Genomic DNA, 25,685 nt, shown 5'->3' with positions numbered 1-25,685 from the left:
TCGGACCAGCATATCGACCGACGGTGATGGAGGATGAGCAGATGAACAACGACGCGAAGGGACGGGCCGAGATCGCCGTCATCGGCGGCAGCGGCTTCTATTCGTTCTTCGCCGACGATGCCGAGGAGGTCGTGCTCGACACCCCCTACGGCGCCCCGAGCGCCCCGATCACGTTGGGTGAGATCGAAGGTCGGCGAGTCGCGTTTCTGCCCAGACACGGCCGAAATCACGAGTACTCACCGCACACGTTGCCGTATCGCGCCAACATGTGGGCGCTGCGGATGCTCGGGGTGAGCCGAGTGTTCGCCCCCTGCGCGGTCGGATCCCTGGTGTCCGAATACGGTCCGGGGACAGTCGTGATCCCCGATCAACTCGTCGACCGAACCTCCGGGCGTGCGCAGACCTACTTCGACGAAGGCGGAATACACGTCGAATTCGCAGACCCCTACTGCCCCACGTTGAGGAAGTCCGCTGTCCAGGACTCGGCGATCGACGGCGGCGTCATGGTCGTCGTCGAAGGTCCTCGGTTCTCCACGCGCGCCGAGAGCCAATGGTTCGCCCGCCAGGGTTGGACGCTGGTGAACATGACCGGCCACCCCGAGGCGGTCCTGGCTCGCGAACTCGAACTCTGCTACGCGCCGATCGCATTGGTGACCGACCTCGACGCAGGCATCGAGTCCGGCCAGGGCGTCAAGGCAGTGGACGTGTTCGCCGAATTCCAGAAGAACATCGAGCCGCTCAAAGCACTGGTGCGCTCGTCCGTCCGCGACGCTCCCACCGGTGACTGCCCCACGTGTCGAGTGCACACCGGCCTCACGCTGCCGATCGAACTGCCATGACTCGGGTACTGCTCACCGGCGCAGCCGGATTCATCGGTGGCCACATTCTCGATGCCGCCCGCGATTCCGATCTCGAGATCGTCGCCGTCGACGCCATGCTGGAGTCGGCTCACGGCCCAGGAGCGCGAGCCGACGGGATCATCGATCTCGATGTGCGCGACAAGGACTCGCTCGTCGACGTATTGCGCGGGGTGGACGTCGTGTGTCACCAGGCCGCAGTCGTCGGAGCGGGCGTCGATGCCGCAGATGCCCCGGCCTACGCCAGTCACAACGACTACGGGACGGCGGTTCTGCTCGCTGCGATGTACGAGGCGGGGTGTTCGCGCCTGGTTCTCGCGTCGTCGATGGTCGTCTACGGCGAAGGGCGGTATCTCAACTCGTCCGGTGAGACGGTGATTCCTCGGCCCCGCACCCGAGCCGACCTCGACGCGGGACTGTTCGACAATCGCGACCCGATATCGGGCGAGCCTCTCGATTGGCTTCTGGTCGAGGAGGATTCGACGCTCGAGCCCAGAAGTACCTACGCCGCGAGCAAGCTGGCACAGGAGAACTACGCCTCCGCATGGGCGGTCGCCACGGGCGGCTCGGTGATCGCACTGCGGTACCACAACGTGTACGGACCGCACATGCCGCGAAACACCCCGTACTCCGGCGTGGCGGCGATGTTTCGGTCTTCGCTCGAGCTCGGTCGGGCCCCGACGGTCTACGAGGACGGCAAGCAGGCCCGCGATTTCGTGCACGTGCACGACGTGGCGGCCGCGAACATCGCATCGATCGAGGCGGAGCTGGACGGCTTCACCGCCCTCAATGTCTGCTCGGGACAACCGATCACCATCGGTGAGGTCGCCACCATCCTCGCCGACGCACGTGGCGGGCCGACGCCCGAGATCACCGGACGCTACCGCGCGGGCGACGTACGGCACATCGTCGCCAGTTCCGCGCTGGCCGAACAGACCCTGGGATTCCGCGCGACGATCATGCCGAGGGACGGTCTCACCGCCTTCGCCGACGCACCGCTGCGCGACGCCGAAGGCACGGGACCGCCCCGTGTCTGAACCGAAGTCCGTCACAGTCGTCATCCCCTGCATGAACGAGGCCGAATCGCTTCCGGCAGTGCTCGATTCGGTCCCGGCGGGCTACCTGACGATCGTGGTGGACAACAACTCGACCGACGCCACCGCCGCCGTCGCCGCTGCCCACGGAGCAACGGTGGTCTCCGAATCGGTGCCCGGTTACGGTGCAGCAGTTCATGCAGGCGTCGTCGCGGCCGACACCGACATCGTCTGCGTCCTCGACGGTGACGGTTCGATGGATCCACTCGACCTGCCGACCCTCGTGGCGGCCCTGGATCACGCGGACCTCGCCGTCGGTCGGCGCCGACCGGACAGGGGAAGCTCGCCTCTGCACGCCAGGATCGGCAATGCCGTTCTGGCACTTCGACTTCGCACCAAGTACAAGCTGCCGGTGCACGACCTGGGAGCGATCCGCGCAGTACGTCGTCAGGCACTGCTCGACCTCGACGTCACCGACCGACGCTCGGGCTACCCGCTGCAGTTGCTCGTACTGGCGGCCGAAGCCGGCTGGACCGTCGTCGAACACGACGTGGTCTACCGGCCACGGACAGCAGGAACGTCCAAGGTCTCCGGCTCGGTGAAGGGGACGGTCGTCGCCGTGCGAGATTTCTGGAAGGTGCTCTCGTGACCGTCACCGCTCTCGTCGTCGCCAAAGCCCCCGTTCCCGGGCTGGCCAAGACACGCCTCGCCGCCACGATCGGCGACGAAGCTGCCGCCGAGCTGGCCGCAGCCTCGCTGCTGGACACCCTCGACGCCGTCGCGGCCGCCGACGTCGACCGCCGTGTCGTGGCCCTCACCGGCTCCCTCGCCGACGCGGCCCGCGCGAACGAACTCACCCGTGCTCTGGCGTCGTTCACGGTGATTGCGCAGCGCGGCGAAGGGTTGGGCGAACGACTGGCGAATGCACACGCCGACGCAGCCACCTCCGGTGCCGTACTGCAGATCGGTATGGACACCCCCCAGGTCACGGCGCGACTGCTCTCCGACGCGGCGGCGCGACTGGGCAGCAGTGACGTCCTGGGCTCGGCCGAGGACGGTGGCTGGTGGGCGCTGGGCCTGCGTGACCCCGACCTGGCACGGTCCCTGCTCGACGTGCCCATGTCTGCGCCCTCGACGGGCACCGACACTCTCGATGCTCTGACCGCCGCAGGAGCGTCGATCACGATGCTCCCCGAATTGCGCGATGTCGACTTCGAGTCCGATCTCGACCCGGTGGCACAATTGTGCGCACCGAACAGCAGATTCCGTATTGCTGTCATGGCAATGGGTAATTGATCGGGTCTCGATCCGTTCCGAGAGGTCTGTTTCCACCCGAACTCGGCCGGTTTCACGAAATCTCCACATCCGTTGTGGAACAGCGCGTTCGATCTGCCCGAATTGCCGGACCGTAAACAACCAATATCGAATCGCAACAAATCCGAACCACCGTTTCACGGCGATTTCACAGACACAGGTGCTAGAAAGTGTGACATGACCGGGTTGTTGATAGGCGTAGCCGTATGGATGGTGATCGCGACAGTCGTCGCGACCGTCCTCGGCCGCGTCGCGCGCCGGGGTGACTCCGAAGAATTGGGGTCCACCATCGAATGGGACGTCGACGCTCTCGATCACGAAGTTCACCACGAGAACTGACGGTCAGTCGACCCGTTCGACGATCTCCGTCAGAATACGGGCCGCCGCGGCCAGTGTCTCCCGCTGCTGCGGCGTCAACTCGTCCAGTTGCTCTGCGAGCGCGATCTCCCGAGCTGCGACCTCCTGACGGGCAGTCGCAGTCCCGGCATCGGTCAGCCGCAGAACCACCTGCCTGCCGTCCGTCGGATGGGGCTCCCGGCAGATCAGCCCCGACTCGACCAAGGCGTGCGAGGACCTGGACACCGACGGTGGCTTGATCCGCTCCCTCGCCGCCAACTCGCCCGTCGTCATCGGTCCCTCACGGAGCAACGTCGTCAGAATCGACAGGTGAGCGACGGGCAATCTGTCGCTGGAATGGCGCAGCCGGAGTCTCCGATTCAGCCGCATCGCGCTGACGGACAAGTCCCTCGCCAGCCGGGAATCGGGCAGATCACTCACGTTGTCCAGATTACGACACCGAGGTGCAATCGCCCGATTTCCCGAAACAGCGGATACCTCGTCTTATTACCTCTCGAACAAACCGCTGATATGGTTCTTCCCGGTTGTCGGGGAGAGAATCGAAATGGGGAGAACGTCGTGAGTCGCGTGGGTTCGAGAATGTTGACCATTGCCGTCATTTCCGTGGCCACATCGCTGCTGGTCACCGGCCCCAACGCACTTGCCAATCCCAACGCGGTCAATCCCATCGCCGGCCTCAACGGCACGTTCGGGCTGCCGCAACTGAACGGCCGCGCACAAGCCGTCGCTCAGGTGACCGGGATGTCGAGCCCCAACAACACCCAGAACGTCAACATGATCGGCACCGACCTCGGCATCATGTGGGACAACGGCCGCGGCGAGGTACTGACGGCTTTCGGCGATACCGCCGGACTCGGCGTACCCAACCTGCTGCAGGGCAGCCTGTGGTCGTGGCGCAGCAACGCCATCGTGCGGAGCAACGACCGAAACCTCGCCGACGGCATGAACTTCGACAGCGTCGTACTCGACCCGATCGGCCAGACCAAAGAGGTCGTCCCCAGCCCCAAGATTCCGTTCGTCGAGATCAGCCGAATCCCCACGGCAGGCGTGGCCGTCGGCGACAGCCAGTACCTGAACCTGATGTCGGTGAAGAACTGGGGACCCGCAGGAACCTGGGAAACCAACTTCTCCGGCCTGGCAGTGTCGAACGACAACGGGGAGAACTGGGCAGCACTACCCGAGACCCAGCGGCCGAGCGTCGGCGGCGATCGCAACTTCCAGCAGAGCGCGTACCTGAAGGACGGCGGCTACGTCTACCAGTACGGCACCCCGCCAGGCCGCTTCAATCTCGGTCACGTGGCTCGCGTCAAGGAGCAGGACATCGCCAGGCTCGGCGAGTACGAGTACTGGACCGGCCAGGACTGGAAGAAGGGCGACCCGGCGGCAGCCGCACCCATCGTCGGGGGCGTCGGTGAACTCTCCGTCGCGTACAACGCGACCCTCGGTCAGTACCTGATGCTGACCACCGACAACGCCAACTCGATCGTGCTGCGACGCTCGCCGTCGCCCGTCGGGCCGTGGAGCGCACCGGAGGTTCTGGTCGACACCCGCGAGGTCAGCTCCATCTACGCGCCGTACATCCACCCCTACTCGACCGGCCGCGACCTGTACTTCCTGGCGACGGTCTACCAGAACTACAACGTGCTGCTGCTGCGCGCGACGCTGTAGAAACCCCCACTAGGCTTCCCCGGGTGGACGCCGCAGACTGGGATCGCAAGTACGAAGGCCGAGAACTCGTGTACGGCGAGGCACCGAACGCAACGCTGGTGGAAGTCGCGACGACGCTGAAGCGTGGTCGGGCACTCGATCTCGCGTCCGGTCAGGGCCGAAACGCCATCTGGTTGGCCACCCGCGGCTGGACCGTCGACGCCGTCGACTTCTCCTCGACGGCACTGGACAGGGCCAGCCGTGTCGCCGCCTCGGCACCTCGGTCGGTGCGCGAGCGCCTGACCTGGGTGCACGCCGATGTGACGCAATTGTCAACCGAACCGAACTATGACCTGGTTCTCATGTTGTACCTCCACTTGCCCCCGGAGGCACGTCGCATGGTCGTGTCCGCCGCAATTTCGGCGCTGAAACCTGACGGAATCCTCATGATTCTCGGGCACCACACCGACAACATCGAGACCGGCACCGGTGGACCACAGGAATCCGAAATCCTCTATACACCTGAGGATTTGACGGCGGATATCGACTCGCGATTGACCATCGTCACTGCCGAGAACCGCTACCGCGACGTGAGCGAGGGCACAGCCGTGGACGCACTGCTACTGGCGAGTAGGTCTCCCCTTGGCAGCACAGCGGATCGGGGGTAACATCCCCTATGTTACCGACGAGTAGCTAACTTGGGCGGTACTTACGAGACCGCACCACCGACTGGAGAGCGAACGAGCAATGGGCCATTACAAGAGCAACCTTCGGGACCTCGAGTTCAACCTCTTCGAGCTCTTCGGACTCGACGAGACCCTCGAAGGCGACAACTTCGGCGACATGGACGGCGAAGTTGCCCGCGACATGCTGCGCGAGGTCGTTCGCCTGGCCGAGGGACCGCTGGCCGAGTCCTTCGCGGACGCCGACCGCAACCCGCCCGTGTTCGACCCCGAAACCCACAGCCTGAAGCTGCCCGACTCCTTCAAGAAGTCGTTCAAGGCGCTCTACGACGGTGAGTGGTGGCGTGTCGGCCTCGACGAAGAAGTCGGCGGCATGGCAGCCCCTCGCAACCTCCTGTGGGGCATCAACGAGATGCTCCTCGGCTCGCAGCCCGCAGCATTCATGTACTCCGCAGGCCCCGGCTTCGCGAACATCCTGTTCCACAACGGAACCGATGAGCAGAAGGAATGGGCCAAGGTCATCGTCGAGCGCGGCTGGGGTGCCACCATGGTGCTCACCGAGCCCGACGCCGGATCCGACGTCGGCGCAGGCCGCACCAAGGCCATCAAGCAGGACGACGGCTCGTGGCACATCGAAGGCGTCAAGCGCTTCATCACCTCGGCTGTCTCCGACGACCTGTTCGAGAACATCTTCCACCTCGTGCTCGCACGTCCCGAGGGTGCCGGACCGGGCACCAAGGGCCTGAGCCTGTTCTTCGTACCGTCCATCCTCTTCGACTTCGAGAAGGGCGAACTGGGCGAGCGCAACGGCGCATTCGTCACCGGCGTCGAGCACAAGATGGGCCTCAAGGCCTCCGCCACCTGCGAGCTCACCTTCGGTGGCCATGGCGTCCCCGCCAAGGGCTGGCTCGTCGGCGAGGTCCACAAAGGCATCGCGCAGATGTTCGACGTCATCGAGCACGCTCGAATGATGGTCGGCACCAAGGCAATCGGCACTCTCTCCACCGGCTACCTCAACGCACTCGAGTACGCCAAGGAGCGCGTCCAGGGCGCTGACCTGACGCAGATGACCGACAAGACCGCCCCTCGCGTCACCATCACCCACCACCCCGACGTGCGTCGCAGCCTCATGATGCAGAAGGCGTACTCGGAGGGCCTGCGCGCGGTGTACCTCTACACCGCCGCACACCAGGATCCGATCACCGCCAAGCAGGTCTCGGACGCAGACACCGACATCGCTTACCGCGTCAACGACCTCCTGCTGCCCATCGTCAAGGGCGTCGGCTCCGAAATCGCCTACCAGGTACTCGCGGAGTCCCTGCAGACCCTGGGCGGCTCCGGCTTCCTCCAGGACTACCCACTCGAGCAGTACATCCGTGACGCCAAGATCGACTCGCTGTACGAGGGAACCACCGCCATCCAGGCGCAGGACTTCTTCTTCCGCAAGATCGCCCGCGACCGCGGCGTGGCGCTGGCTCACGTTGCCGGACAGATCAAGTCGTTCATCGACAGCGAAGCAGGCAACGGCCGACTCAAGGCCGAGCGCGCACTGCTCGCCACCGCACTCGAAGACGTGCAGGCCATCGTCACCTCGATGACCCAGCACCTCATGGGCGCACAGGACCAGCCCACCGAGCTGTACAAGGTCGGCCTGGCATCGGTGCGCTTCCTCATGGGCTTCGGTGACCTGCTCATCGGCTGGCTGCTGCTGCGTCAGTCCGAAATCGCCATCGCCGCACTCGACAACGGTGCAGAGGGCAAGGACAAGGCGTTCTACGAAGGCAAGGTCGCCGTGGCCTCGTTCTTCGCCAAGAACATCCTCCCGCAGCTCACCTCCACCCGAGCAATCCTCACCAACATCGACAACGACAACGACATCATGGAACTCGACGAAGCAGCATTCTGATTCCCTGACATCGTCAACGGCCGCACCTGTTCTCGGGTGCGGCCGTTGCCATGAGGTGGGGATGGTGGGGTGGGGCCCGGTTGCCGAAAACGCGTGCGCGTTCGTCCGGCTTGCGGAGTTACGGGTCCCGGCTGACGCAAACGCGCGCGCATTCGTCAGATGCACGCGAATTCTGCAGGATCCTCAGGCAATTTCGCGCGCGTTCAGCAAAAGCGCGCGCGTTCGTCCGGGCTGCGGAGTTACGGGTCCCGGTTGCCGCAAACGCGCGCGCATTTGTCAGGGTTGCGCAGTTGCGGGTCCCAGCTGCCGCAAACGCGCGCGCATTCGTCAGATGCACGCGAATTCTGCAGGATCCTCAGGCAATTTCGCGCGCGTTCAGCAAAAGCGCGCGCGTTTGCCGGCCAGACGGCGTACTCCGCACGCTCCCTCGCGGTGGCGGCAGGGCAGCAGCCCGCTCCACGGCTCGAGCAACGCGTGCCACCACCTCCGCCGGATTCGCCAGGTCTGCCCAGGTCCAGCGCACCACGGGATAGCCGAGATCGCGCACGGCGTCCTCCCGCACCTTCTCCCTGAACACCACGTCGCCGGGGTTCTCATCCTCCCGTAGGTACTTGGTGTACTTGGCTTTACCATCGAATTCACACACGACGACGCCATTGACCAGCCAGTCGATTCGCGCCAGCGTTCGCCCATCCGGATCCAGGATCTCCACCTGCGACTCAACAGAGAATCCGTTCTCGCGCAGAATGATTCGACTCTGAGATTCGCCAGGGTTTTCGCTTCGCCCGTCCATGAGAGAGACGGCTCGCCGCGCCTGCGCCACACCTTTCCAGCCCCGAGCACGCTGCAACTCCGCGTCGAGCTCCTGTGGATCGCAGCGCTTCAGAGCCGCGTCACCGGCAATCACCGCCGACACAAGGGGCTCGGTACGAGCAAGGTCGACGACCGTCCGCGCCAGCGAGGTCACGGAAATGCCGTCGACGGTCGCGTACGGCACCCACGGCGCACAGTGCACGATCACCGCTGCGTTCGCGCGACCTCCGCCGCGGCGATGTCGAGTGACGTGCACCTTGTCGAATCCCCCTGCGGGTAAGGGTAATTCATGCAGCAGTGCTGCAGATCGATGACTGACGGCGCTGTCCTCGGCAATTGTCGGAAGTACGGCGTCGATCAACAGCCGATGACGTCCCTGCTCCGAAAGGCCGGCAAGCCTGGACGACGGAACGTAGACGCCGTTCACCAGACGCTCCCAGCCCCCGCGTTCGTACAGCGCCCGCAACTCGTGATCGGCGTGGCCATCGGCTAGCGCCTCCGAGCGTCGCACCATTCGGTCATCCTTCATTCTGCGAGTTTCGACTACGCGCGCGACGTCTCGAGAAGAAAAGTAGCCACCTGTGCACAAGTACGGACCTGTGGATGAATACAGGTACGGGGGTACCAGTTCGCCCCACCGTTCGTCTCGTAAACGCGCGCGCGTTTGCGAAACTCCAAGGCGAACAGGTACGCAACCCGGGGCCAGCAAGACCGAACCCTCGGGGCCCGACCACGAACAAACGCGCACGCATTCGTCAGACGCGCGCACAATAGCCCCCGATCAGGCCACCAATTCGCGCGCGTTCGGCAAATGCGCACGCGTTTGCGAAATCCCAAGGCGAACAGGTACGCAACCCGGGGCCAGCAAGGCCGAATCCCCGGGGCCGACCACGAACAAACGCGCGCGCAGTCGTCAGATGCGCGCACAATAGCCCCCGATCAGGCCACCAATTCGCGCGCGTTCGGCAAATGCGCGCGCGTTTGCGAATTGCAGAGGCGAGAACAGCGAGGCCGAACCCCCGGGGCCGAGCGAAACGAAGGACTATTGCTGCAGTTTGCGAAACTTGCTGCCGTGGAACACGATTGGGTTCACTTCGCTTTGCACGTCCAGGGAATGTATGCGCAGCAACACTATTGCGTGGTCGCCCGCGGGGATCTGCTGTTCGATGGTGGTGTCCAGCCAGGCGGTGGCACCGACGATGAAGGCTGCGCCCCCGTCGGTGACGGTGAGATCGAGGCCGGCGAAACGGTCACCGGTCTTGGCGGCCAGGGTACGGACGGCGTCGTTGTGTGCCTCGCCGAGAACGCTGACACCTATGTTGGGTGCCAATTCGAGTTTCGGCCAGGTCGTCGATGTGTTCTGGATACACACCGCGACGAGCGGCGGGTCGATGGACACCGAGACGAAGCTGCTGGCCGCCAAACCCACCATGACACCGTCGATCTTCGCGGCGATTGCGACGACGCCGCTCGGGAACTGCGCGTACGCCTCGCGAAGCGTCTGCTGATCGAGGACGGTACGTGTGAGCGACATTGGACGAAGCTCCCCTTCCGATCTAGTGGTGCACCCCCGCGTGGGCGCAATTCTGACGAGCGAACACCTAGTGCAAGCAAACACCCGATCGGGCGGCGACGCCACAGTCCGAATCGCCATGATTCGAACCGTCGGCGCGCGGTTGCGGCATCACTCGTCTTCGTCCGGTTCCGGAGCTGGGTCCGCTGCGGGTGCCGGAGCGGGGTCCGGGCGATCAGGCTGAACGCACCGCACGATGGGGATCGGGTCGTACTTCACCGTTCTGGTGTTCCGTGAAATTTCCCTTCCCGACGCTGCATCGCTGATCACCCTGGTATCGCTGGCGGTGAATCCCTGGCCCCCGCCAGACGCGACGCAGCCTGCGCCTGCAGGCAATGTCACCGTATTCGGTGAGGTGAAATTGGTTCGCGAACCGGTGATCGATTCGACGTCGACCGTTTTCGTTCCCCACAGTCGGACGGTGACGCTGGACGAGTCGGCGAACGATTCGATGACCACGCCGGTGTCGTTCGGGTTGGTGAACTTCAGGTCGATGGCACCTTCGAAGACCGTCGCTTCGCGCGCCTCGGGGTATCGGCTGATGTAGTAGCTGTGTTCGGTGTGATCGGTGTCTTCCATACCGGCGAAGTACGACGCGTTGTAGAGCGTCGTCGCGAATTGGCTGATGCCGCCGCCGATTGCGCGATCGGGTCGACCGTTGTCGATGATCCCCGACTCCACGAAACCCTGCGCGCTTCCTCGCGGACCGGTGTACCCGTTGAGCGAGAACGTCTCTTTCGGCTTCACGAGCGCACCGTTCACGATCTGCGCCGTCAGCCCGATATTGACGCCCGACGCGTACTCGAACCCGCCGGTGGTGTACTCGGCGATCACTTCTCGCACCCCGAGGTTCTGAGCGGCCTCGGTGGTGAGAGCGGGCGGGGCCGGTTCGTAGATCGCCTCGGTGGTGCGCGGTCCGTCGGCGGACAGCAACGCGGGCAATTGTTCGAGAGTCTTGCGCCACTCGACCAGCTCGCCCATCTCTCCGGGAACGACGGTCGGGGCACCACCGGAGAAAGTGAACGACGCGTCCTTCGGCGGCGTCTCGGTGCGCACGAGTTGCGGCGCGAGAATGCCTGTGGCGACGTCGGTGTCGTAGATCGGAGTCAGTCCGCCCTGGCCGTCCGGGTCGAAACGCAGAACCTCGGCCACACGATCCGTCGGAAGGATCGCGTCGACGTTCTGCCGGCCCGCTACGGTCACCGGTGCCTCGACCGCAGGAACGGCGATGTCGGCGAAGGCGCGATCCACGGCGTCCTGAGTCACCGTGACGGGTGTTGTTTCGTAGGCCGCTTCCGTTGCGCCCGAGGCCCATTCGGCCTGCAGGTTTCGACGCGTGCCGTCGGCGTCGAGCACCCGGCCGGACAGCGGCGCGACGGCAATCGGTGTGCTGCCGTCGAACACCACGTCGCCCTCGACAGGATCTCGGTCGGTCTCGACGCGCAGTCCGTCGACGGCAGCGGTGAGCGCTTGCTCGTCCGTGGTCGACACGACGCCGATCTCGCGGCTACCGAACAACGACGTCAGCCGAGTGATCGGATTGATCGGCTGCGATCCGGCTCGGTCGAGCGTCGCGTTCCAGTCCACACCGAGGCCGGCGGCGGCCGGGAGTATCTCGACCTGTCGATCGCCGACGTCGACCGACACAGGCTGCTCGGCGCGCGCACCCAGCTCCGAGCGCAACAGGGCTTCGGCGTCGGAGTGACTCTTGCCGCCGACCTCGATCCCGGCGACTGTGACGCCGCGGGGCACTCGGTCGCTGGAGGTGATCCAATCCGCCGCGTACAGCAGCGTGAGAACGGCGACCACCGCGCCGGTCCCGATCGCGATCTTCCGCCACGGCGGCACGAATCCGGACCCGTCGGCGGCCTGCGGCGAGCCGTCCTCCGGCGGAATCACAGGTGGTCCGGCCGGCGACTCCGATTCGGGAGAAACAACGGTCTCGGGAGGAGCACCAGCTTCTGCAGCAGTAAGAGGCTCCGCAGGAACGATTGACTGCGCGACGGTCGGCGATTCGTCGGCTGCGGGCGGCGGTTGCGGGGCCGGGGTCTGGTCGGGCGCGGCGTCCCCGGGAACGACGTCATCGGCGTCGGTGGACTCGGCCTCGTCGACGACCGGATCTGCGGCCACTGTGTCTGCATCGACCGAACCTGGATGGACCGACTCAGCATCGACGGACTCGGCGTCAACCGACTCGGCATCGTCCGACCCCGGATCGACGACATCGGATGTCGCGTCGGAAGGCTGCTCCGCCTCGGAGGAATGCTTCGGACCGTCGGTCTCGTCGCGGATCGCACCGAAGACCTCGGTGGGAGCGTCGTACGGCGGTACGTCGGGTTTCGGTTCGGCACCGTTGGGCGCGTCACCCGACCTACTGTTGCCCTCGCTCACGTTCGACCCTTCCAGGACCACCGTTGGTTGTGTTCCGCCCTTCTGCCCGGCGTACCCCTCGCACGAGCTTACGCAAACCGAACGGTGCCGCTCACTTCGGAGACCATCGGCACAGAGACGAGTAAAGGCCCCGTGCTGCTGCCGGGTCGGGGGTCAGGCAGCAGCACGGGGCCACTGGGAATATAGGCCGACTGCGGCACGCCGTTACAACGACCGCGAAATTGTCTCGTCATTTCATTCGGTTGAATGATCCAGGGGTCGTCGAGCTGTCCCCTTGCCCGACGGCCCGGGCCCAATGTCCGGTTCTGACCAGCGCGAGAGTGAGGAGAAGCCGATCTCGCGGATCGGTCAGATCCTGCCCGGTCAACTCCTCGATTCGGTGGACCCGGTAGATCACGGTGTTGCGGTGGCAGTAGAGCGCCTTGGCGGCGTTGGTGGGCGAGCCGTCCGACGCGAGCATGTGCGCCAGGGTGTCGAGCAGCGTTCCTCGATGCGGCTCCGGGTGCGTCCACAGCTTTCCCAGAGCATGGCGGACCAGCAATTCCGACGATCGATCATCGGCCGCCATGATCACGCGGGGCAGTCGGTCCGTCGCCAACGCCACGCCACTGTCTTCGGTGATGGTCTCGGCCGTCAATGCCGCGAGGCGATACGCCGCAGCGAACGACGACAGGCCCTCCGGCGAATGCGCGACCCCCACGGGCCCGACGGCCCGAGCAGCGAGTGCGTCGACGACGGAGTGCCACGATCCCGTTCCGAGTGCGACGAGCGCGAACTGGTGGCCGTCCCTGGTGTTCCAATGCGAGACCGCACCGATCTGATCCATCGCGTCTTCCGGTGCCGGGAGCGGCGGCGACCCTTGATCGTCGAGCGGACCGACGACACACGCAATTTGCTGTGATGCCGAAAGGCCAAGGGTGGCACGCGCTTCCATGACGAACGCTGGATCACCGCCCCGCCCCGATCGAAGGCCGTCGAGTATCACCAGCACGTTGGCGAGATCGCGCTGCTGCATCCGGGCGCTTTCCTGCCGGTATGCCTCGACGAGTGTTTCGTACTGGCTGTCGAGCGCGCGCCACAGCTGTTGCCCGGCCACGAGCAGCAGATGCTCGTCGATGCTGGTGCGGCACTGCTCGCGCTCGAGCATCAGCTCCTCCCACAGCGTCCGACTCCCCAGCGTGTACGCCTTGAGCACCAACTCCATCGGAATCCCCTGGCGCGCACGCTCTCTGCCGGTACGGCGCCATACCTCTCGCGCGTTGTCACCCGCGGCGGTCAGCCCCGACAGGGTGCGGAGCCCCTGGTTGATGTGCTCGCGCGTGCTGCGACGAATCTCGCCCGCGATGTCCGGAGTGGAACTGGCCAGGTAGCCGGGTTCCTGCTCGATCAATGCGAGCGTGATGGAGTCCGCGATCGAATCCGCCCGTGACGTCAGGGCTGCCCATGCACGGCGAATCTGCTCCTGGTCGGCGTCCGTCACCGCTCCCCGGGCAGCCGAGCGCGCGGATCCGCGTCGACCATCGGGAGCTCCCACCTGCACAGTTTTGCGCACTGAGCCCACATAGCAGGTCGATTTGACCGTTACTGGTGCCCAGGGACCCAAACATTCTGTGCGCAGCGCCCATATCGCCCGTTGTGCGAAACGCACCATAGTGAACGCAACAGATTGTGAGGTGGATCACTTGAACTCTCTCGACACGTTGGACCCGGTCCTCACCATGACGGACATCGAAGTGTCGTTCGGCGGAATCGTCGCGCTGTCCGGAGTCAGTCTCGAGGTGCGACCCGGCGAAGTCCTCGGCGTCATCGGACCCAACGGCGCAGGCAAGACGACGCTGTTCAACGTTGCGTGCGGACTCGTCCGACCGCAATCGGGAACACTCGGACGACACGGCGACACGCTGACTCGACTACGACCGCACGACCTCCCCCGACTCGGTATGAGCCGAACACTGCAGGGACTCGGACTGTTCGATCGGATGACGGTTCTCGACAACGTCATGGTCGGTGCAGATCGAACAGCGCACACCGGAATCCTCGTGGGCCTGCTCGGCCTGCCGTCGAGTGCATCCGACGATGCCGCGGTCCGCTCGACCGCAATGGCCACCCTCGAACGCCTGCGAATCGACGACTACGCGCACCGATTGCCACCGAGCCTGCCGTACGCGGTGCGTAAACGCGTCGCACTGGCACGCGCCCTGGTGAGCGAACCGACACTGCTCCTGCTCGACGAACCCGCCTCGGGACTGTCCAGTGACGAGATGAGCGAACTCGGCGACGAGATCCGTGCGCTCGCAACGTCGACGGGTCGTTCCGCAGGCCCCACCCCTGCGGCATCCACCGGCTCCGAACCGGAAAGACCCGCAACATCGGTCATGCTCGTCGAGCATCACATGGATCTGGTCATGAGTGTGTGCGACCGGATCTACGTGCTCGATTTCGGCAAGGTGATCGCTCAGGGAACGCCCGACGAGATTCGCGAGGATCCGGCCGTGCTCGCTGCTTATCTCGGAAACGAAGTGGCACATGAAGACTGACGCGGCGCACCTGACGATCACCGATCTGACCGTTCGATACGGACCGGTCACCGCCCTCGACTCGGTGTCGATGACCGTCACGGCGGGAGCTGTCACCGCCGTCCTCGGCGCGAACGGAGCCGGGAAGACGACCCTGCTGCGCACCATCTCGGGGTTGCTGAAACCGGTATCGGGGAGGATCGAACTCGCCGGGGTCGACATCGTCGGCGTTGCACCGGATCGGATGTCCCGCAAAGGTCTTGCGCACGTTCCCGAGGGTCGGGGCGTGATCGCCGAGTTGACCGTCGACGAGAATCTTCGACTCGGCGCGATGGGACGCAACCGAAGTCACGACGCCGTCACCCTCGACCGCATCTACGACATGTTTCCGCCCCTGACCGGTCGTCGAACATCCTCGGCGCACACCCTGTCCGGCGGCGAGCGGCAGATGCTCGTGATCGGCCGGGCGCTGATGGCGACACCGTCGGTACTTCTGCTCGACGAGCCGTCACTCGGACTCGCGCCGAAGGTCGCTGCGCAGATATTCGAGACGTTGCGCGGACTCGTCGACTCCGAGTCGATGACCGTCGTACTCGTCGAACAGAACGCCCGCAGCGCTCTGTCGATCGCCGAACATGCCGTCGTACTCGATCTGGGCAAGGTCGCGGTGGAAGGCCCCGCCGACACCTTGGCCGGGGACGACGCCCTCCGACACGCCTACCTCGGGTTCTAGAGCAAGCCGAAAGGACGCCAGCCACAGTGCAACAACTGCTCACCATCCTCATCAACGGCGTGACCACAGGCATGATCTACGCCGCGTTCGCGCTCGCCCTCGTACTCATCTGGCGATCGACCCGCATCGTCAACTTCGCACAGGCCCCGATGGCCATGATCACCACGTACGTGGCACTGGTCGTCATCGACGCCGGCTACTCGTACTGGATCGGATTCGGGGTCGCGCTCCTGTGCGGCCTGCTCCTGGGAGCCTTGACGGAGCGACTCGTCATCCGATTCGTCGACAGCTCGTCGCACATCAACCCGGTCATTCTCACGCTCGGGTTGTTCATCATCATCCACGCGGTGGCCGCCATCGTCTTCGGCAACCAATTCCGTTCGTTCCCTGCGCCGTTCGGCCTCACCGGCCAGCGGATCGGCGACGTGAACGTGGCGTTGACCGGGTACGACATCTTCAAGATCCTCGCCGTCCTCGTGGTCCTGGGATTGCTGATCCTGCTCTTCCGGTTCACCGATCTGGGACTGAAGATGCGTGCGAGCGCCTTCGAGCAGGAGGTCGCCAAACTCCTCGGCGTGCGCGTGAGTCGGATGCTCACTCTCGGTTGGGCGCTGGCCGCAGTGGTCGGTTCGCTGGCCGGACTGCTCATCGCAGGCGGCTCGCTGGTGCACCCGGGCTACATGGACTCGATCGTCGTATTCGGTTTCGTCGCAGCGGTTCTCGGCGGACTGGACAGCCCGGCGGGCGCAGTCGTCGGTGGCCTGCTGATGGGCGTAGGGCTGAGTTTCGTCAGTGGCTATCTCGGTCAGGATCTGGTCTCCAGCGCAGCATTGGTGATCCTGATCGTCGTTCTTCTGTTGCGACCGAGCGGGTTGTTCGCCAGCTCCGCGGCCAGGAGGGTGTGACATGAACGCGACTCTCACTCGCCTCACCGCAACACCGGTTCGACGCCACGTGCTCGGTGCCGTCATCGGGCTGGTCGTCATCGTCCTCGCGCTCGAATCACTGAGCACCTTCCGTCAGAGCCAACTCACCTCGGTGGCCTACCTCGCCATCGCGGCCGGCGGCCTGACGGTGCTGACCGGGCTGAGCGGCCAGCTGTCACTCGGGCACGGCGCATTCATGGCTGTCGGTGCGTACACCGCGGCATTGATGTTGCGGGCCAACGATTCGGGATGGTCGGTCCCCCTCGTCCTGCTCGCCGCCACCGTGATCTCGGCGGTGGTGGGTGTCGTGGTCGGTGTGGCGGCCGCCCGACTGCACGGGCCGTACCTGGCCGGCGCGACTCTGGCGCTCGCCGTCGCGGTACCGGGCCTCGCCCTGTACTTCTCGGACTACCTCGGCGGCGAACAAGGACTCGTCGTACCGGCACCGAAGGCGCCCGAGCTGATCGACGACATGATGTTCTTCGTCACCGGAAACGAGCTCAGCGGAACCAAATTCGTCGCCTATGTCAGCTGGATACTGCTGGTGCTCGTGTTCTTCCTGTTGGCGAACGTCTCGTCGAGCCGAATCGGCCGTCGCTGGCGGGCCGTCCGGGACGACGAAGTGGCCGCCGAGTTGTCCGGAATCGATCTCGGCCGCGCACGCATTCTCGCGTTCGTGGTCAGTGCGGCCTGTGCGGGAGCGGGCGGTGCAGTCCTGGCGATGTCGGCACGAATCGCCGCACCGAGCGGATTCACGCTGACTCTCTCGCTGACCTTGCTCTCCGCCGTCGTCATCGGCGGGCTCGGCACCCTTTCCGGCGCGTTGATCGGGGCGGTTCTGCTGACCTACATCCCGCCGGTGGTCACCAACTTCGGGCTCGATCTGGGTCTGAGCAGTCTGCAATCGGCAGAACTCGCACCACTGGTGACCGGAATCTTCACCGTCCTCGTCATCCTGTTCGCCCCACTGGGTTTGGTGGGCACGTATCGCAAGTTACGGACAACCAGAAAAGGAATGAAATGAAAAAGTTCGGATCGGTGGCTTTCAGAACGACCGCGCTCGTCGCCGTCGTGTCGTTGGCCGCGGCGTGCGGTGCAGGTGGCCGAGAAGAGACGACGGAATCCTCGGAAGGGTCGACGGTCGGCATCACCGACACCTCGGTGAAGATCGGTGCCCACTTTCCGTTGACCGGGGTCGCAGCGCCCGGATACAGCGAAATCCCCACGGGCGCACAGGCCTACTTCGACTACGTCAATGCCGCAGGTGGCATCAACGGCCGACAGATCGAGTACGTGGTTCGGGACGACTCCTACGATCCGACGACCACCACCCAGGTCGTCAACGAACTGGTTCTCCAGGACGAGGTGTTCGCCGTCGTCGGCGGACTCGGCACCGCGACCCACAGCGCCGTCATCGACTTCCTCAACGAGGAAGGTGTGCCCGACCTGTTCGTCTCCTCCGGTGCGATCATGTGGGGCAACGATCCGGAGAAGTACCCGAACACCTTCGGGTGGCAGCCCGACTACCAGGTCGAGGGCAAGATCATCGGCGACTGGGTGACCAAGAACCGGCCCGACGCCAAGGTCGGACTCTTCCTCCAGGACGACGACCTCGGCCGGGACAGCGAGGCCGCAGTGCGCCAGTATCTCGACGATCAGATCGTCGAGGTCGTGCGCTACACCTCGGGCAACACCGACGTCGCACCACAGATCGCTGCTCTGCAGGGTGCCGGAGCGGATCTGGTCCTCGGCTTCAACGTCCCCTCCTACACCGCACTGAGCCAGCTGACAGCCATGCGACTCAACTACGACCCCGAGTGGTTCTACAGCTCCATCGGATCCGACGTCGACCTCGTCGGCTCCCTGCTCGGACGGTTCTCTCAGGGCGCGGTCACCGACGGCGCGCAATCGCTCGAAGGGATGATCTCGCTGGAATACATCCCGGGCGTCGACTCTCCGGAGAATCCGTGGACCCAACTGTGGCAGAAGGTCTGGGCCGAGAACGGAACCGGTGACCCGTTGACCAATTACCGCATCTACGGACTGAGCCAGGCATACGCCTTCGTACAAGCCCTCCAGGCGGCAGGCGAGAATCCCACCCGTGAGGGCATCGTCGCAGCCATCCAGGAAGGCGGAATGGACTTCGAGGGACCGCAGTTGGCCCCGTTCCGATACTCCGATTCGAGCCACCTCGGAATCTCCGGTGCCAGTGTCTTCCAGATCCAGGGAGGCGTGCCCGAGTACCTGACTCCGGTGCTGCAGACCGACATCGGGGATTCGGCGGTGGAGGAATACACCGGCGAGGAGTCCACACCACCGGAAAGCGGCATACCGGGCTGATCACACGTGAAAGGGCACGCAGAGCGAACTCTGCGTGCCCTTTCCCACGTTGTGGTCGGCAGATCCGAAAACCCCTCGATTACCGGATCCACCGACCCTATGACCCCCGGTCGGAGAGCAGCCGAAGCTGCAGTGATCAGCGCTCGATGATGGCGGTGACGCCCTGGCCACCGGCCGCGCAGATCGAGATCAGGCCACGGCCCGAGCCCTTCTCGGCCAACATCTTCGCCAGCGAAGCCACGATGCGTCCACCGGTCGCGGCGAACGGATGGCCCGCCGCGAGCGAGGATCCGTTGACGTTGAGCTTGCTGCGGTCGATGGAACCGAGAGCACCGTCGAGGCCGAGACGCTCCTTGCAGTACGCGTCGCTCTCGAAAGCCTGCAGAGTTGCGAGCACCACCGACGCGAATGCCTCGTGGATCTCGTAGTAGTCGAAATCCTGCAACGTCAGGCCGTTGCGTGCGAGCAGACGCGGAATCGCGTAGGTCGGCGCCATCAGCAGACCGTCCTTGAACGACCCGTTGCCGTGGACGTAATCGACGGCGGCGGTCTCGGAATCGACCAGGTGCGCCAGCACCGGCAGGTTGCGCTCGGCAGCCCACTCGTCGCTCGACAGCAGCGCAGCCGACGCACCGTCGGTCAGCGGCGTCGAGTTGCCTGCCGTCATGGTGGCGTCGCCCAGCTTGGTTCCGAAGACCGGCTTGAGCGTCGCGAGCTTCTCCACGGTCGATCCCGGACGCAGGTTGTCGTCGCGAGTGAGGCCGAGGAACGGCGTCACCAGATCGTCGAAGAAGCCGCGATCGTAGGCCGCTGCCATGTTGTGGTGGCTCGCTGCGGCCAGTTCGTCCTGGTCCTCGCGGCGGATGCCGAACTCCTTGGCCGTGATGGCGGCGTGGTCACCCATCGACAGGCCGGTACGCGGCTCACCGTTGCGCGGGATCTCGATGCCGAGCATGCCGGGACGAACGTTGCCGAGCAGCTTGATGCGGTCGGTGGTGCTCTTGGCTCGGTTCAGGGAGAGCAGGAACTCGCGCAGTTCGTCGTTGACGCCGATCGGAGCATCGGACGTGGTGTCGACACCACCACCGATACCGGCATCGATACGGCCCGACGCGATGGCGTCGCCGACGGCGATGATCGACTGGAGGCCGGTGCCGCAGGCCTGCTGGATGTCGAAGGCCGGGGTGTACGGGCTCAGTGCACTACCGAGTACGACCTCACGAGTGAGGTTGAAGTCGCGGGAGTGCTTGAGCACGGCACCGGCGGCGACGAGGCCCAGGCGCTCGCCCTGCAATCCGAATCGCGAGACCAGCCCGTCGATGGTCGCGGTGAGCATGTCCTGGTTGGACGCCAGCGCGTACTTCTTGTCCGAGCGCGCGAACGGAATGCGGTTGCCACCGACGATTGCGACCGGTCGTAGCTGCTTGCTTGTCACTGACGTCTCCAAACATCGTCGAATAAGGCCCTGGTGGAGTTTCATCTTACTGGCGAGTAAGTTGGTTGTCGACACCCGGTCGTGCGCCTCGCTCCTCGAGCGAGCAGCGCTGAATGAAAGGTACGACAGTGGCAGCCTCCAAGGGAGCCCCAGATCTCTACTCAACGTTCCTCGCGTCCGCGCCGGGAGCCTTCATCGCCAAGCAGGCCGGCTTGCCGCAGCCCGAGAAGCTGCGCCGCTACAAGGCGGGCGAGCCGCCGCTGGCCGGACCGGTCCTGATCGGCGGTAGCGGTCGCCTCGTCGAGCCCCTGCGTGAGCTGCTCTCGGACTACCCGCAGTCGCAGCCGCACGACGACAAGCACGGCGGACTAGTGTTCGACGCCACCGGCATCGGCAACGTCGCCGAACTGGAGCAGCTGTTCCAGTTCTTCCAGCCGGTCATCCGCAACCTGGCACCGTCGGCGCGCGTCGTCGTCATCGGTACGACGCCGGAGGAGACCTCGAGCGTCGACGAGCACGTCGCTCAGCGCGCTCTCGAAGGCTTCACCCGCAGCGTCGGCAAAGAGGTCAAGCGCGGAGCCACGGCGCAGCTCGTCTACATCTCCCCCAAGGCGTCGACCGGCTTGTCCGGACTCGAATCCACCCTCCGCTTCCTGCTCTCGGCCAAGTCCGCGTTCGTCGACGGCCAGGTCATCACCGTGGGCGACGCGGACTCGCAGGCCCCGGCTTCGTGGGACAAGCCGCTCGCAGGCAAGGTAGCGGTCGTCACCGGAGCCGCACGCGGTATCGGTGCCACCATCGCCGAGGTCCTCGCCCGCGACGGAGCCACCGTCATCGCAGCCGACATTCCCGCTGCCGGAGAAGCACTCTCGCAGACGGCCAACAAGGTGGGCGGCACCTCGCTCGCGCTCGACGTCACCTCGCCCGACGCCGGAGATGTCCTCTCGAAGCACCTCCTCGAACGTCACGGCGGCGCAGACATCATCGTGCACAACGCAGGCATCACCCGCGACAAGACACTCGCCAACATGGACGAGAGCCGCTGGAACTCCGTCATCGGCGTCAATCTCGCTGCGCCGCAGCGCATCACGGATGAGCTCGTCAAGTCGGGTGCACTGAAGGAAGGCGGCCGCGTCGTCGACGTCTCCTCCATCGCCGGCATCGCGGGCAACCGCGGCCAGACCAACTACGGCACGTCCAAGGCAGGCGTCATCGGCCTGGTGCACGCGTCCGCACCGGTGCTGGCGAAGAAGAACATCACCATCAACGCCGTCGCTCCCGGGTTCATCGAGACCGCGATGACGGCTGCGATTCCGTTCGCCACCCGCGAGGCCGGACGACGCATGAGCTCGCTGCTGCAGGGCGGCGAGACCGTCGACGTCGCAGAGTTGGTCTCGTACTTCGCTTCTCCCGCATCCAACGCCGTCACCGGCCAGGTCGTGCGCGTGTGCGGCCAGAGCCTTCTCGGCGCATGAGCACCGTCACGCTCACCGCGCAGCCGAAGACCTCCGACATCTACACCTCGGCAGCGCTGGGCGCACTGCCGTTCTTCGGATCCAGGTCGTCCTCGGTTCCCAGCACGGTGTACGAGCTCAAGGGTCTGCGAGTGGACCCCGACAACCTCGCCGGGTACTGCCGGGCGACGGGGCTGCGATTCGGCGACCAGCTCCCGGTGACCTACCCCTTCACCCTCGTCTTCCCGACGGTGATGAAACTGATGGTGTCCAAGGGCTTTCCGTTCGCCGCCATCGGATCGGTACACGCCGAGAACGTCATCGAGCAGTACCGTGGCATCTCCGCGTCCGAGCCGCTGGACGTGCGAGTGCACGCGGAGAATCTGCGCGAGCACCGCAAGGGGTTGCTCGTCGACCTGATCAGTGAGGTCAAGGTAGGACGCGAACTGGTCTGGAAGCAGACCTCGAGCTTCCTGAGCCTGCAGAAGACGTCACTGTCCGGTGGCCCCCGCGAGGCACCGCCGGCCGACGAGGTTCCGCCGCCCCCGACCCGCACACTGCGCGTCGACCAGCGGATCATCAGCCGGTACGCGGCAATCTCCGGAGACCGCAACCCGATTCACGTATCCTCGCTGGGCGCAAAGGCATTCGGGTTCCCGAAGACCATCGCGCACGGAATGTGGAGCGCGGCAGCCGTGCTGCAGACCGTCGAGGGCCGAATTCCGGAGGCTGTGAACTACAGCATCCGCTTCGGCAAGCCGATCATCCTGCCCGCGACGGTGAACGCCTACGCCGAAGCCGTCGGCACCGGCTGGGACCTGTCGCTGAAGAACCCGAAGAAGGGCTACCCGCATCTGACGGGAACCCTGCGGTAACCGCCTCACCCTCGAACTCGAAGTTGTGGACGGATTTCTCCGGATTTCCGTCCACAACTTCGAGTTGGGCGCGGAGCTCAGGTGGTGGCGGTCTTCTTTCCGGCCAAGCCGCGCCAGGCCAGATTCTCCAGGAGGTCCGCGGCCGCGTCGACCTCGATTTCGCCGCCTGCCACTCTGTCGGCCACAGCCTCGCCCGCCCCGACCAACGCGACGGCCATCAGCCCGAAATTCTGGGACTGCTCCGGATCTCTCGTACTCATCGCGAGCAAGCCGGCCGTCAACTCGATCAACCGATCTCGGCTGCTCTGCACCTGTGAGGCGAACGCCTGCTGACCGATGGCCTGACGGTAGAGCACCATCCACGACTTGCGGTTCTCGCCGACGAATCCGAGGAAACCGATCAGGGCCTTGCGCAACTGCTCGCGCGGCGTCAGCGTCGGATCTGCGGCTGGAGTCAGGGCCTCGACGAACTTGACGCCCTCGCGGTGGATACAGGCTGCGAACAACTCGTCCTTGGACCCGTAGTACAGATAGAGCATCGGTTTGGAGATGGCCGCCTTCTTGGCGATCGAATCCATCGATGTCTCGTGAAAACCGTTGTCGGAGAACACATCCACCGCCGCGTCGAGCATCTGCTGCTCACGGACGGCGCGGGGCAATCTCTTCGTGCCACCAGCCATGGATCCTCCAATACGTACGAACTACTAGACCTTACTCCACAGTAAGGTCCAGTACCGCACAATCAGGACCCGCACGCCCCCTTGAACCGAGCAACCGTAGCAGCGGCCTCGTCCACCTGAGCCGCCGGCAGACGTCCCGTCGCCACCGCGTCCTCGAGATTGTCCAACACCGCGGGCACCTGATCGGTGGTGAGCCACAGCGCCACATCGGCTCCCGCGACCAACGCCGCCTCGACCGCGTCGACGATCCCGAGCCTGGCCGTGATCGCCGCCATGCCGCTGAGGTCGTCGGTGAAGATGGGGCCGTCGAACGGCGCGGCACCGTATCCGACGCCATCGCGCAACAATGCCATCGCCGCCGGGCTGATACTCGCCGGCACCCCCGGCTCGGTCAGTCCGGGCACATCCAGATGCCCGACCATGACACCGACGCCGGTGTTGTTCAGGGCCGCGAACGGTAGCAGATCCTTGGTTTTCAACTCGTCGAGCGACGGGGTCGTCACCGCGCCGGTGTGCGAGTCGCCCGAACCCGAACCGTGCCCGGGAAAATGCTTGATGACGGGCTTCACACCCGCGTCCTCCAGACCCCGCGCGTACGCCCCCGCGTAGTCGATGACGACCTGCGGATCGTCGGAGAACGACCGATCGCCGATGACGGAATCGTCGGGCTGACCGCTCACGTCGACCACCGGAGCGAAGTCGACGGTGACACCGAGATCCTTCAACCCCTGGCCGCGCATCAACGCCATCGAATACGCCTCGTCCACCGACACCGTCTGTGCCAGTTCCCGCGCCGACGGTGCGGCACCCAGCAGATCCGCGACCCGCGAGACCCGTCCACCTTCCTCGTCGATCGTGACCATCGGAGCCACCGCGGAGGCGGCCAGCACCTGCGGTACTTCTCGATTGCCGAGCATCGACTCGTCGGTCCAACTGCCGACGAAGATGCCGCCGACCTGCTCGGTGGACATGATCTGCACCGCGTCCGCAGTTCCGGTGACCCCGACGGTGAGCAACTGAGCCAGCCGCTGCCGCTCCGACAATCCGTCGACGAACGCAACGCAGCCGTCGACGGGCGGTACCGGTTGCGGCACCGTCGTGTCGACTGCAGTCGTCGTCGGAGCAGCCGATGCAGTCTGCGTCGACGCGACCGGCGCAGACTCGGTGGAGCACGAGACCAACAAGCCGACACCGACGGTCATCACCGCAGCGGACCGAACCGAAAACCGAAGTCGCATGGAATACGACGGTAGCCCAGATCGTCGGTGTCGCTGCCGACCCGGGGTCCGGATCGATGCGCCTTCGTTGCACTCCGACCGACCGAAACCCACATCGATCCGCCGAGGGGTGAGGGTAATCTGGACGAACGCGACATGAGGAGGAGATCGACCGTGACCGCAGACCTCATACTCATTGCCTACGACGGATCCGACAACGCCAAACGCGCCATCGACTATGCCGGACGGTTTCTCACCACCTCACGCGCGATCGTCGTCACCGCATGGGAGCCGATGGTGCGTCAGGCCGCGCGCATGTCCGGCCTCTCCGGTGTGATGCAGCCCGAATGGGTGCCCGACGACGAGGCCGAGGACGTGGCGCTCACCGACGCGAAAGTGACCAACAGCGAAGGCGTCGCGCTGGCCGAGGCCGCAGGCCTGAAAGTGGAGGGTCAGTGCACCGAATGCACCACCGCCATCTGGGCCGCGATCGTGGAGAAAGCCGACGAGATGAACGTCGACATCATCGTCACCGGTACGCGAGGCACCACCGGTCTACGTGCGCTGCTCCAGAGTTCGGTGGCCGAGCACGTTCTTCGACACAGCCATCGACCCGTCCTGATCGTTCCGCCCGGCAAGTAGAGCGTCCGACGGCTGTTTTCCGTGACGCAGGTGATACCGTGATGCCCGCGTGGGGGTCCACCTCGCCCGCTACCGTTCTGAGCCGACTGACTGGAGAACCGAGATGAAGTTTGCTGTCCCGGGTGTCATTGCCGCCGTCGTCGGAGCCGTACTGGGTGCGGGCGTCGTCTTCGGAGTCACCGCAGCTGCAGCCGACAACTCTCGTCCGGATATCGATCGCTCCGGAAACGCCGACTCGTCCTTGCTGAACCAGGTTGAGTACGGCAGCCGCTGACGCTGGTCGCTCTCGTGA

At 65.1% G+C, this 25,685-nt stretch carries 25 protein-coding genes; 17 read left to right on the top strand and 8 right to left on the bottom strand.

Features of this window, described 5'->3' with window-relative positions; translation table 11 throughout:
• Positions 1-41 precede the first annotated feature (41 nt).
• From CH276_RS04040 to CH276_RS28365, 5 genes are all read left to right on the top strand, one after another.
• Positions 42-839 carry an S-methyl-5'-thioadenosine phosphorylase gene (locus tag CH276_RS04040; RefSeq protein ID WP_094630669.1) on the top strand — a complete coding sequence of 266 codons (798 nt, stop codon included), beginning with the start codon at positions 42-44 and terminating at the stop codon, positions 837-839.
• The gene (locus CH276_RS04035; RefSeq protein ID WP_045197241.1) at positions 836-1,894 is read left to right on the top strand and encodes an NAD-dependent epimerase/dehydratase family protein; all 1,059 of its coding nucleotides are present in this window, start codon (positions 836-838) and stop codon (positions 1,892-1,894) included. The genes CH276_RS04040 and CH276_RS04035 overlap by 4 nt, the downstream gene beginning before the upstream one ends.
• On the top strand, positions 1,887-2,540 hold the full coding sequence (locus CH276_RS04030; RefSeq protein ID WP_094630531.1) for a glycosyltransferase: 654 nt from the start codon (positions 1,887-1,889) through the stop codon (positions 2,538-2,540). Before CH276_RS04035 ends, CH276_RS04030 begins: the two co-directional genes overlap by 8 nt.
• Entirely contained in the window at positions 2,537-3,187 is a 651-nt protein-coding gene (locus CH276_RS04025) for a TIGR04282 family arsenosugar biosynthesis glycosyltransferase (RefSeq protein WP_094630532.1), read from the top strand. The genes CH276_RS04030 and CH276_RS04025 overlap by 4 nt, the downstream gene beginning before the upstream one ends.
• A gap of 195 nt (positions 3,188-3,382) precedes the next feature.
• Entirely contained in the window at positions 3,383-3,544 is a 162-nt protein-coding gene (locus CH276_RS28365; protein WP_176459095.1) for a hypothetical protein, read from the top strand.
• 3 nt (positions 3,545-3,547) lie between these two features.
• Here the strand turns inward: CH276_RS28365 and CH276_RS04020 are convergent, their stop codons facing one another.
• Positions 3,548-3,982, bottom strand: coding sequence for a MarR family winged helix-turn-helix transcriptional regulator (locus tag CH276_RS04020; RefSeq protein ID WP_094646043.1), 435 nt, complete (start codon positions 3,980-3,982; stop codon positions 3,548-3,550).
• 159 nt (positions 3,983-4,141) lie between these two features.
• On the opposite strand from CH276_RS04020, the gene CH276_RS04015 reads away from it, so the two are divergent.
• The 3 genes from CH276_RS04015 (at position 4,142) to CH276_RS04005 (ending at position 7,798) form a co-directional block, all read left to right on the top strand.
• Complete coding sequence (locus tag CH276_RS04015; RefSeq protein ID WP_094630670.1) at positions 4,142-5,230, top strand: DUF4185 domain-containing protein; 1,089 nt, start codon at positions 4,142-4,144, stop codon at positions 5,228-5,230.
• Positions 5,231-5,253: 23 nt separating this feature from the next.
• Positions 5,254-5,877, top strand: coding sequence for a class I SAM-dependent methyltransferase (locus CH276_RS04010; protein WP_094630535.1), 624 nt, complete (start codon positions 5,254-5,256; stop codon positions 5,875-5,877).
• Between the two features lie 79 nt (positions 5,878-5,956).
• Positions 5,957-7,798 (top strand): acyl-CoA dehydrogenase, encoded by a 1,842-nt coding sequence (locus tag CH276_RS04005; protein ID WP_094630536.1) that lies wholly within the window; start codon positions 5,957-5,959, stop codon positions 7,796-7,798.
• A gap of 355 nt (positions 7,799-8,153) precedes the next feature.
• Here the strand turns inward: CH276_RS04005 and CH276_RS04000 are convergent, their stop codons facing one another.
• The 4 genes from CH276_RS04000 to CH276_RS03985 all read right to left on the bottom strand — a co-directional run bounded on the left by CH276_RS04000 (position 8,154) and on the right by CH276_RS03985 (position 14,109).
• Entirely contained in the window at positions 8,154-9,140 is a 987-nt protein-coding gene (locus tag CH276_RS04000; RefSeq protein ID WP_094630537.1) for a hypothetical protein, read from the bottom strand.
• Positions 9,141-9,653: 513 nt separating this feature from the next.
• On the bottom strand, positions 9,654-10,145 hold the full coding sequence (locus CH276_RS03995; protein WP_045197252.1) for a flavin reductase family protein: 492 nt from the start codon (positions 10,143-10,145) through the stop codon (positions 9,654-9,656).
• Positions 10,146-10,295: 150 nt separating this feature from the next.
• Positions 10,296-12,575, bottom strand: coding sequence for a VanW family protein (locus CH276_RS03990; protein WP_094630538.1), 2,280 nt, complete (start codon positions 12,573-12,575; stop codon positions 10,296-10,298).
• Between the two features lie 229 nt (positions 12,576-12,804).
• Complete coding sequence (locus CH276_RS03985) at positions 12,805-14,109, bottom strand: PucR family transcriptional regulator (RefSeq protein WP_303396049.1); 1,305 nt, start codon at positions 14,107-14,109, stop codon at positions 12,805-12,807.
• Between the two features lie 148 nt (positions 14,110-14,257).
• Here CH276_RS03985 and CH276_RS03980 point away from each other — a divergent pair, with 148 nt between their 5' ends.
• From CH276_RS03980 to CH276_RS03960, 5 genes are read left to right on the top strand one after another with little or no spacing between them, the layout of a single operon-like run.
• Positions 14,258-15,112 carry an ABC transporter ATP-binding protein gene (locus CH276_RS03980; RefSeq protein WP_254924203.1) on the top strand — a complete coding sequence of 285 codons (855 nt, stop codon included), beginning with the start codon at positions 14,258-14,260 and terminating at the stop codon, positions 15,110-15,112.
• A complete protein-coding gene (locus CH276_RS03975) occupies positions 15,102-15,824 on the top strand; it encodes an ABC transporter ATP-binding protein (RefSeq protein ID WP_032396639.1) in 723 nt (240 codons plus the stop codon). Before CH276_RS03980 ends, CH276_RS03975 begins: the two co-directional genes overlap by 11 nt.
• 26 nt (positions 15,825-15,850) lie before the next feature.
• Complete coding sequence (locus CH276_RS03970) at positions 15,851-16,729, top strand: branched-chain amino acid ABC transporter permease (protein WP_032396640.1); 879 nt, start codon at positions 15,851-15,853, stop codon at positions 16,727-16,729.
• Position 16,730: 1 nt separating this feature from the next.
• Complete coding sequence (locus CH276_RS03965) at positions 16,731-17,774, top strand: branched-chain amino acid ABC transporter permease (RefSeq protein ID WP_094630539.1); 1,044 nt, start codon at positions 16,731-16,733, stop codon at positions 17,772-17,774.
• A 14-nt stretch (positions 17,775-17,788) separates the two neighbouring features.
• Complete coding sequence (locus tag CH276_RS03960) at positions 17,789-19,090, top strand: ABC transporter substrate-binding protein (protein ID WP_235386923.1); 1,302 nt, start codon at positions 17,789-17,791, stop codon at positions 19,088-19,090.
• 136 nt (positions 19,091-19,226) lie between these two features.
• Here CH276_RS03960 and CH276_RS03955 read toward each other — a convergent pair whose 3' ends face one another.
• Entirely contained in the window at positions 19,227-20,570 is a 1,344-nt protein-coding gene (locus CH276_RS03955) for an acetyl-CoA C-acetyltransferase (protein WP_045197258.1), read from the bottom strand.
• Between the two features lie 83 nt (positions 20,571-20,653).
• On the opposite strand from CH276_RS03955, the gene CH276_RS03950 reads away from it, so the two are divergent.
• The gene (locus CH276_RS03950) at positions 20,654-22,000 is read left to right on the top strand and encodes a 3-oxoacyl-ACP reductase (RefSeq protein WP_032396644.1); all 1,347 of its coding nucleotides are present in this window, start codon (positions 20,654-20,656) and stop codon (positions 21,998-22,000) included.
• Positions 21,997-22,854, top strand: coding sequence for a MaoC/PaaZ C-terminal domain-containing protein (locus tag CH276_RS03945; RefSeq protein WP_032396645.1), 858 nt, complete (start codon positions 21,997-21,999; stop codon positions 22,852-22,854). The genes CH276_RS03950 and CH276_RS03945 overlap by 4 nt, the downstream gene beginning before the upstream one ends.
• Positions 22,855-22,931: 77 nt before the next feature.
• Here CH276_RS03945 and CH276_RS03940 read toward each other — a convergent pair whose 3' ends face one another.
• Together CH276_RS03940 and CH276_RS03935 are read right to left on the bottom strand one after the other, a co-directional pair.
• The gene (locus CH276_RS03940; RefSeq protein WP_032396646.1) at positions 22,932-23,534 is read right to left on the bottom strand and encodes a TetR/AcrR family transcriptional regulator; all 603 of its coding nucleotides are present in this window, start codon (positions 23,532-23,534) and stop codon (positions 22,932-22,934) included.
• A gap of 62 nt (positions 23,535-23,596) precedes the next feature.
• Positions 23,597-24,772 carry a glycoside hydrolase family 3 N-terminal domain-containing protein gene (locus CH276_RS03935; RefSeq protein WP_094630540.1) on the bottom strand — a complete coding sequence of 392 codons (1,176 nt, stop codon included), beginning with the start codon at positions 24,770-24,772 and terminating at the stop codon, positions 23,597-23,599.
• A gap of 135 nt (positions 24,773-24,907) precedes the next feature.
• Between CH276_RS03935 and CH276_RS03930 the strand changes: the two genes are divergently transcribed.
• Both CH276_RS03930 and CH276_RS03925 read left to right on the top strand, forming a co-directional pair.
• Positions 24,908-25,393, top strand: coding sequence for a universal stress protein (locus CH276_RS03930; RefSeq protein ID WP_373453549.1), 486 nt, complete (start codon positions 24,908-24,910; stop codon positions 25,391-25,393).
• A 103-nt stretch (positions 25,394-25,496) separates the two neighbouring features.
• The gene (locus CH276_RS03925) at positions 25,497-25,667 is read left to right on the top strand and encodes a DUF2613 domain-containing protein (protein WP_082073827.1); all 171 of its coding nucleotides are present in this window, start codon (positions 25,497-25,499) and stop codon (positions 25,665-25,667) included.
• The last annotated feature ends 18 nt before the right edge of the window (positions 25,668-25,685 follow it).

This window comes from Rhodococcus sp. 06-470-2, from assembly GCF_002258235.1.
Classification (GTDB): Bacteria; Actinomycetota; Actinomycetes; order Mycobacteriales; family Mycobacteriaceae; genus Rhodococcoides.
This window is presented reverse-complemented; position numbering and strand designations above follow the sequence as displayed.

Coding starts and splice junctions, on each gene's coding strand:
- CH276_RS04040 (WP_094630669.1), top strand. CDS start 42: ATGAACAACGACGCGAAGGGACGGGCCGAGATCGCCGTCATCGGCGGC.
- CH276_RS04035 (WP_045197241.1), top strand. CDS start 836: ATGACTCGGGTACTGCTCACCGGCGCAGCCGGATTCATCGGTGGCCAC.
- CH276_RS28365 (WP_176459095.1), top strand. CDS start 3,383: ATGACCGGGTTGTTGATAGGCGTAGCCGTATGGATGGTGATCGCGACA.
- CH276_RS04015 (WP_094630670.1), top strand. CDS start 4,142: ATGTTGACCATTGCCGTCATTTCCGTGGCCACATCGCTGCTGGTCACC.
- CH276_RS04005 (WP_094630536.1), top strand. CDS start 5,957: ATGGGCCATTACAAGAGCAACCTTCGGGACCTCGAGTTCAACCTCTTC.
- CH276_RS04000 (WP_094630537.1), bottom strand. CDS start 9,140: ATGAAGGATGACCGAATGGTGCGACGCTCGGAGGCGCTAGCCGATGGC.
- CH276_RS03995 (WP_045197252.1), bottom strand. CDS start 10,145: ATGTCGCTCACACGTACCGTCCTCGATCAGCAGACGCTTCGCGAGGCG.
- CH276_RS03975 (WP_032396639.1), top strand. CDS start 15,102: ATGAAGACTGACGCGGCGCACCTGACGATCACCGATCTGACCGTTCGA.
- CH276_RS03965 (WP_094630539.1), top strand. CDS start 16,731: ATGAACGCGACTCTCACTCGCCTCACCGCAACACCGGTTCGACGCCAC.
- CH276_RS03955 (WP_045197258.1), bottom strand. CDS start 20,570: ATGAAACTCCACCAGGGCCTTATTCGACGATGTTTGGAGACGTCAGTG.
- CH276_RS03945 (WP_032396645.1), top strand. CDS start 21,997: ATGAGCACCGTCACGCTCACCGCGCAGCCGAAGACCTCCGACATCTAC.
- CH276_RS03940 (WP_032396646.1), bottom strand. CDS start 23,534: ATGGCTGGTGGCACGAAGAGATTGCCCCGCGCCGTCCGTGAGCAGCAG.
- CH276_RS03935 (WP_094630540.1), bottom strand. CDS start 24,772: ATGCGACTTCGGTTTTCGGTTCGGTCCGCTGCGGTGATGACCGTCGGT.
- CH276_RS03930 (WP_373453549.1), top strand. CDS start 24,908: ATGAGGAGGAGATCGACCGTGACCGCAGACCTCATACTCATTGCCTAC.
- CH276_RS03925 (WP_082073827.1), top strand. CDS start 25,497: ATGAAGTTTGCTGTCCCGGGTGTCATTGCCGCCGTCGTCGGAGCCGTA.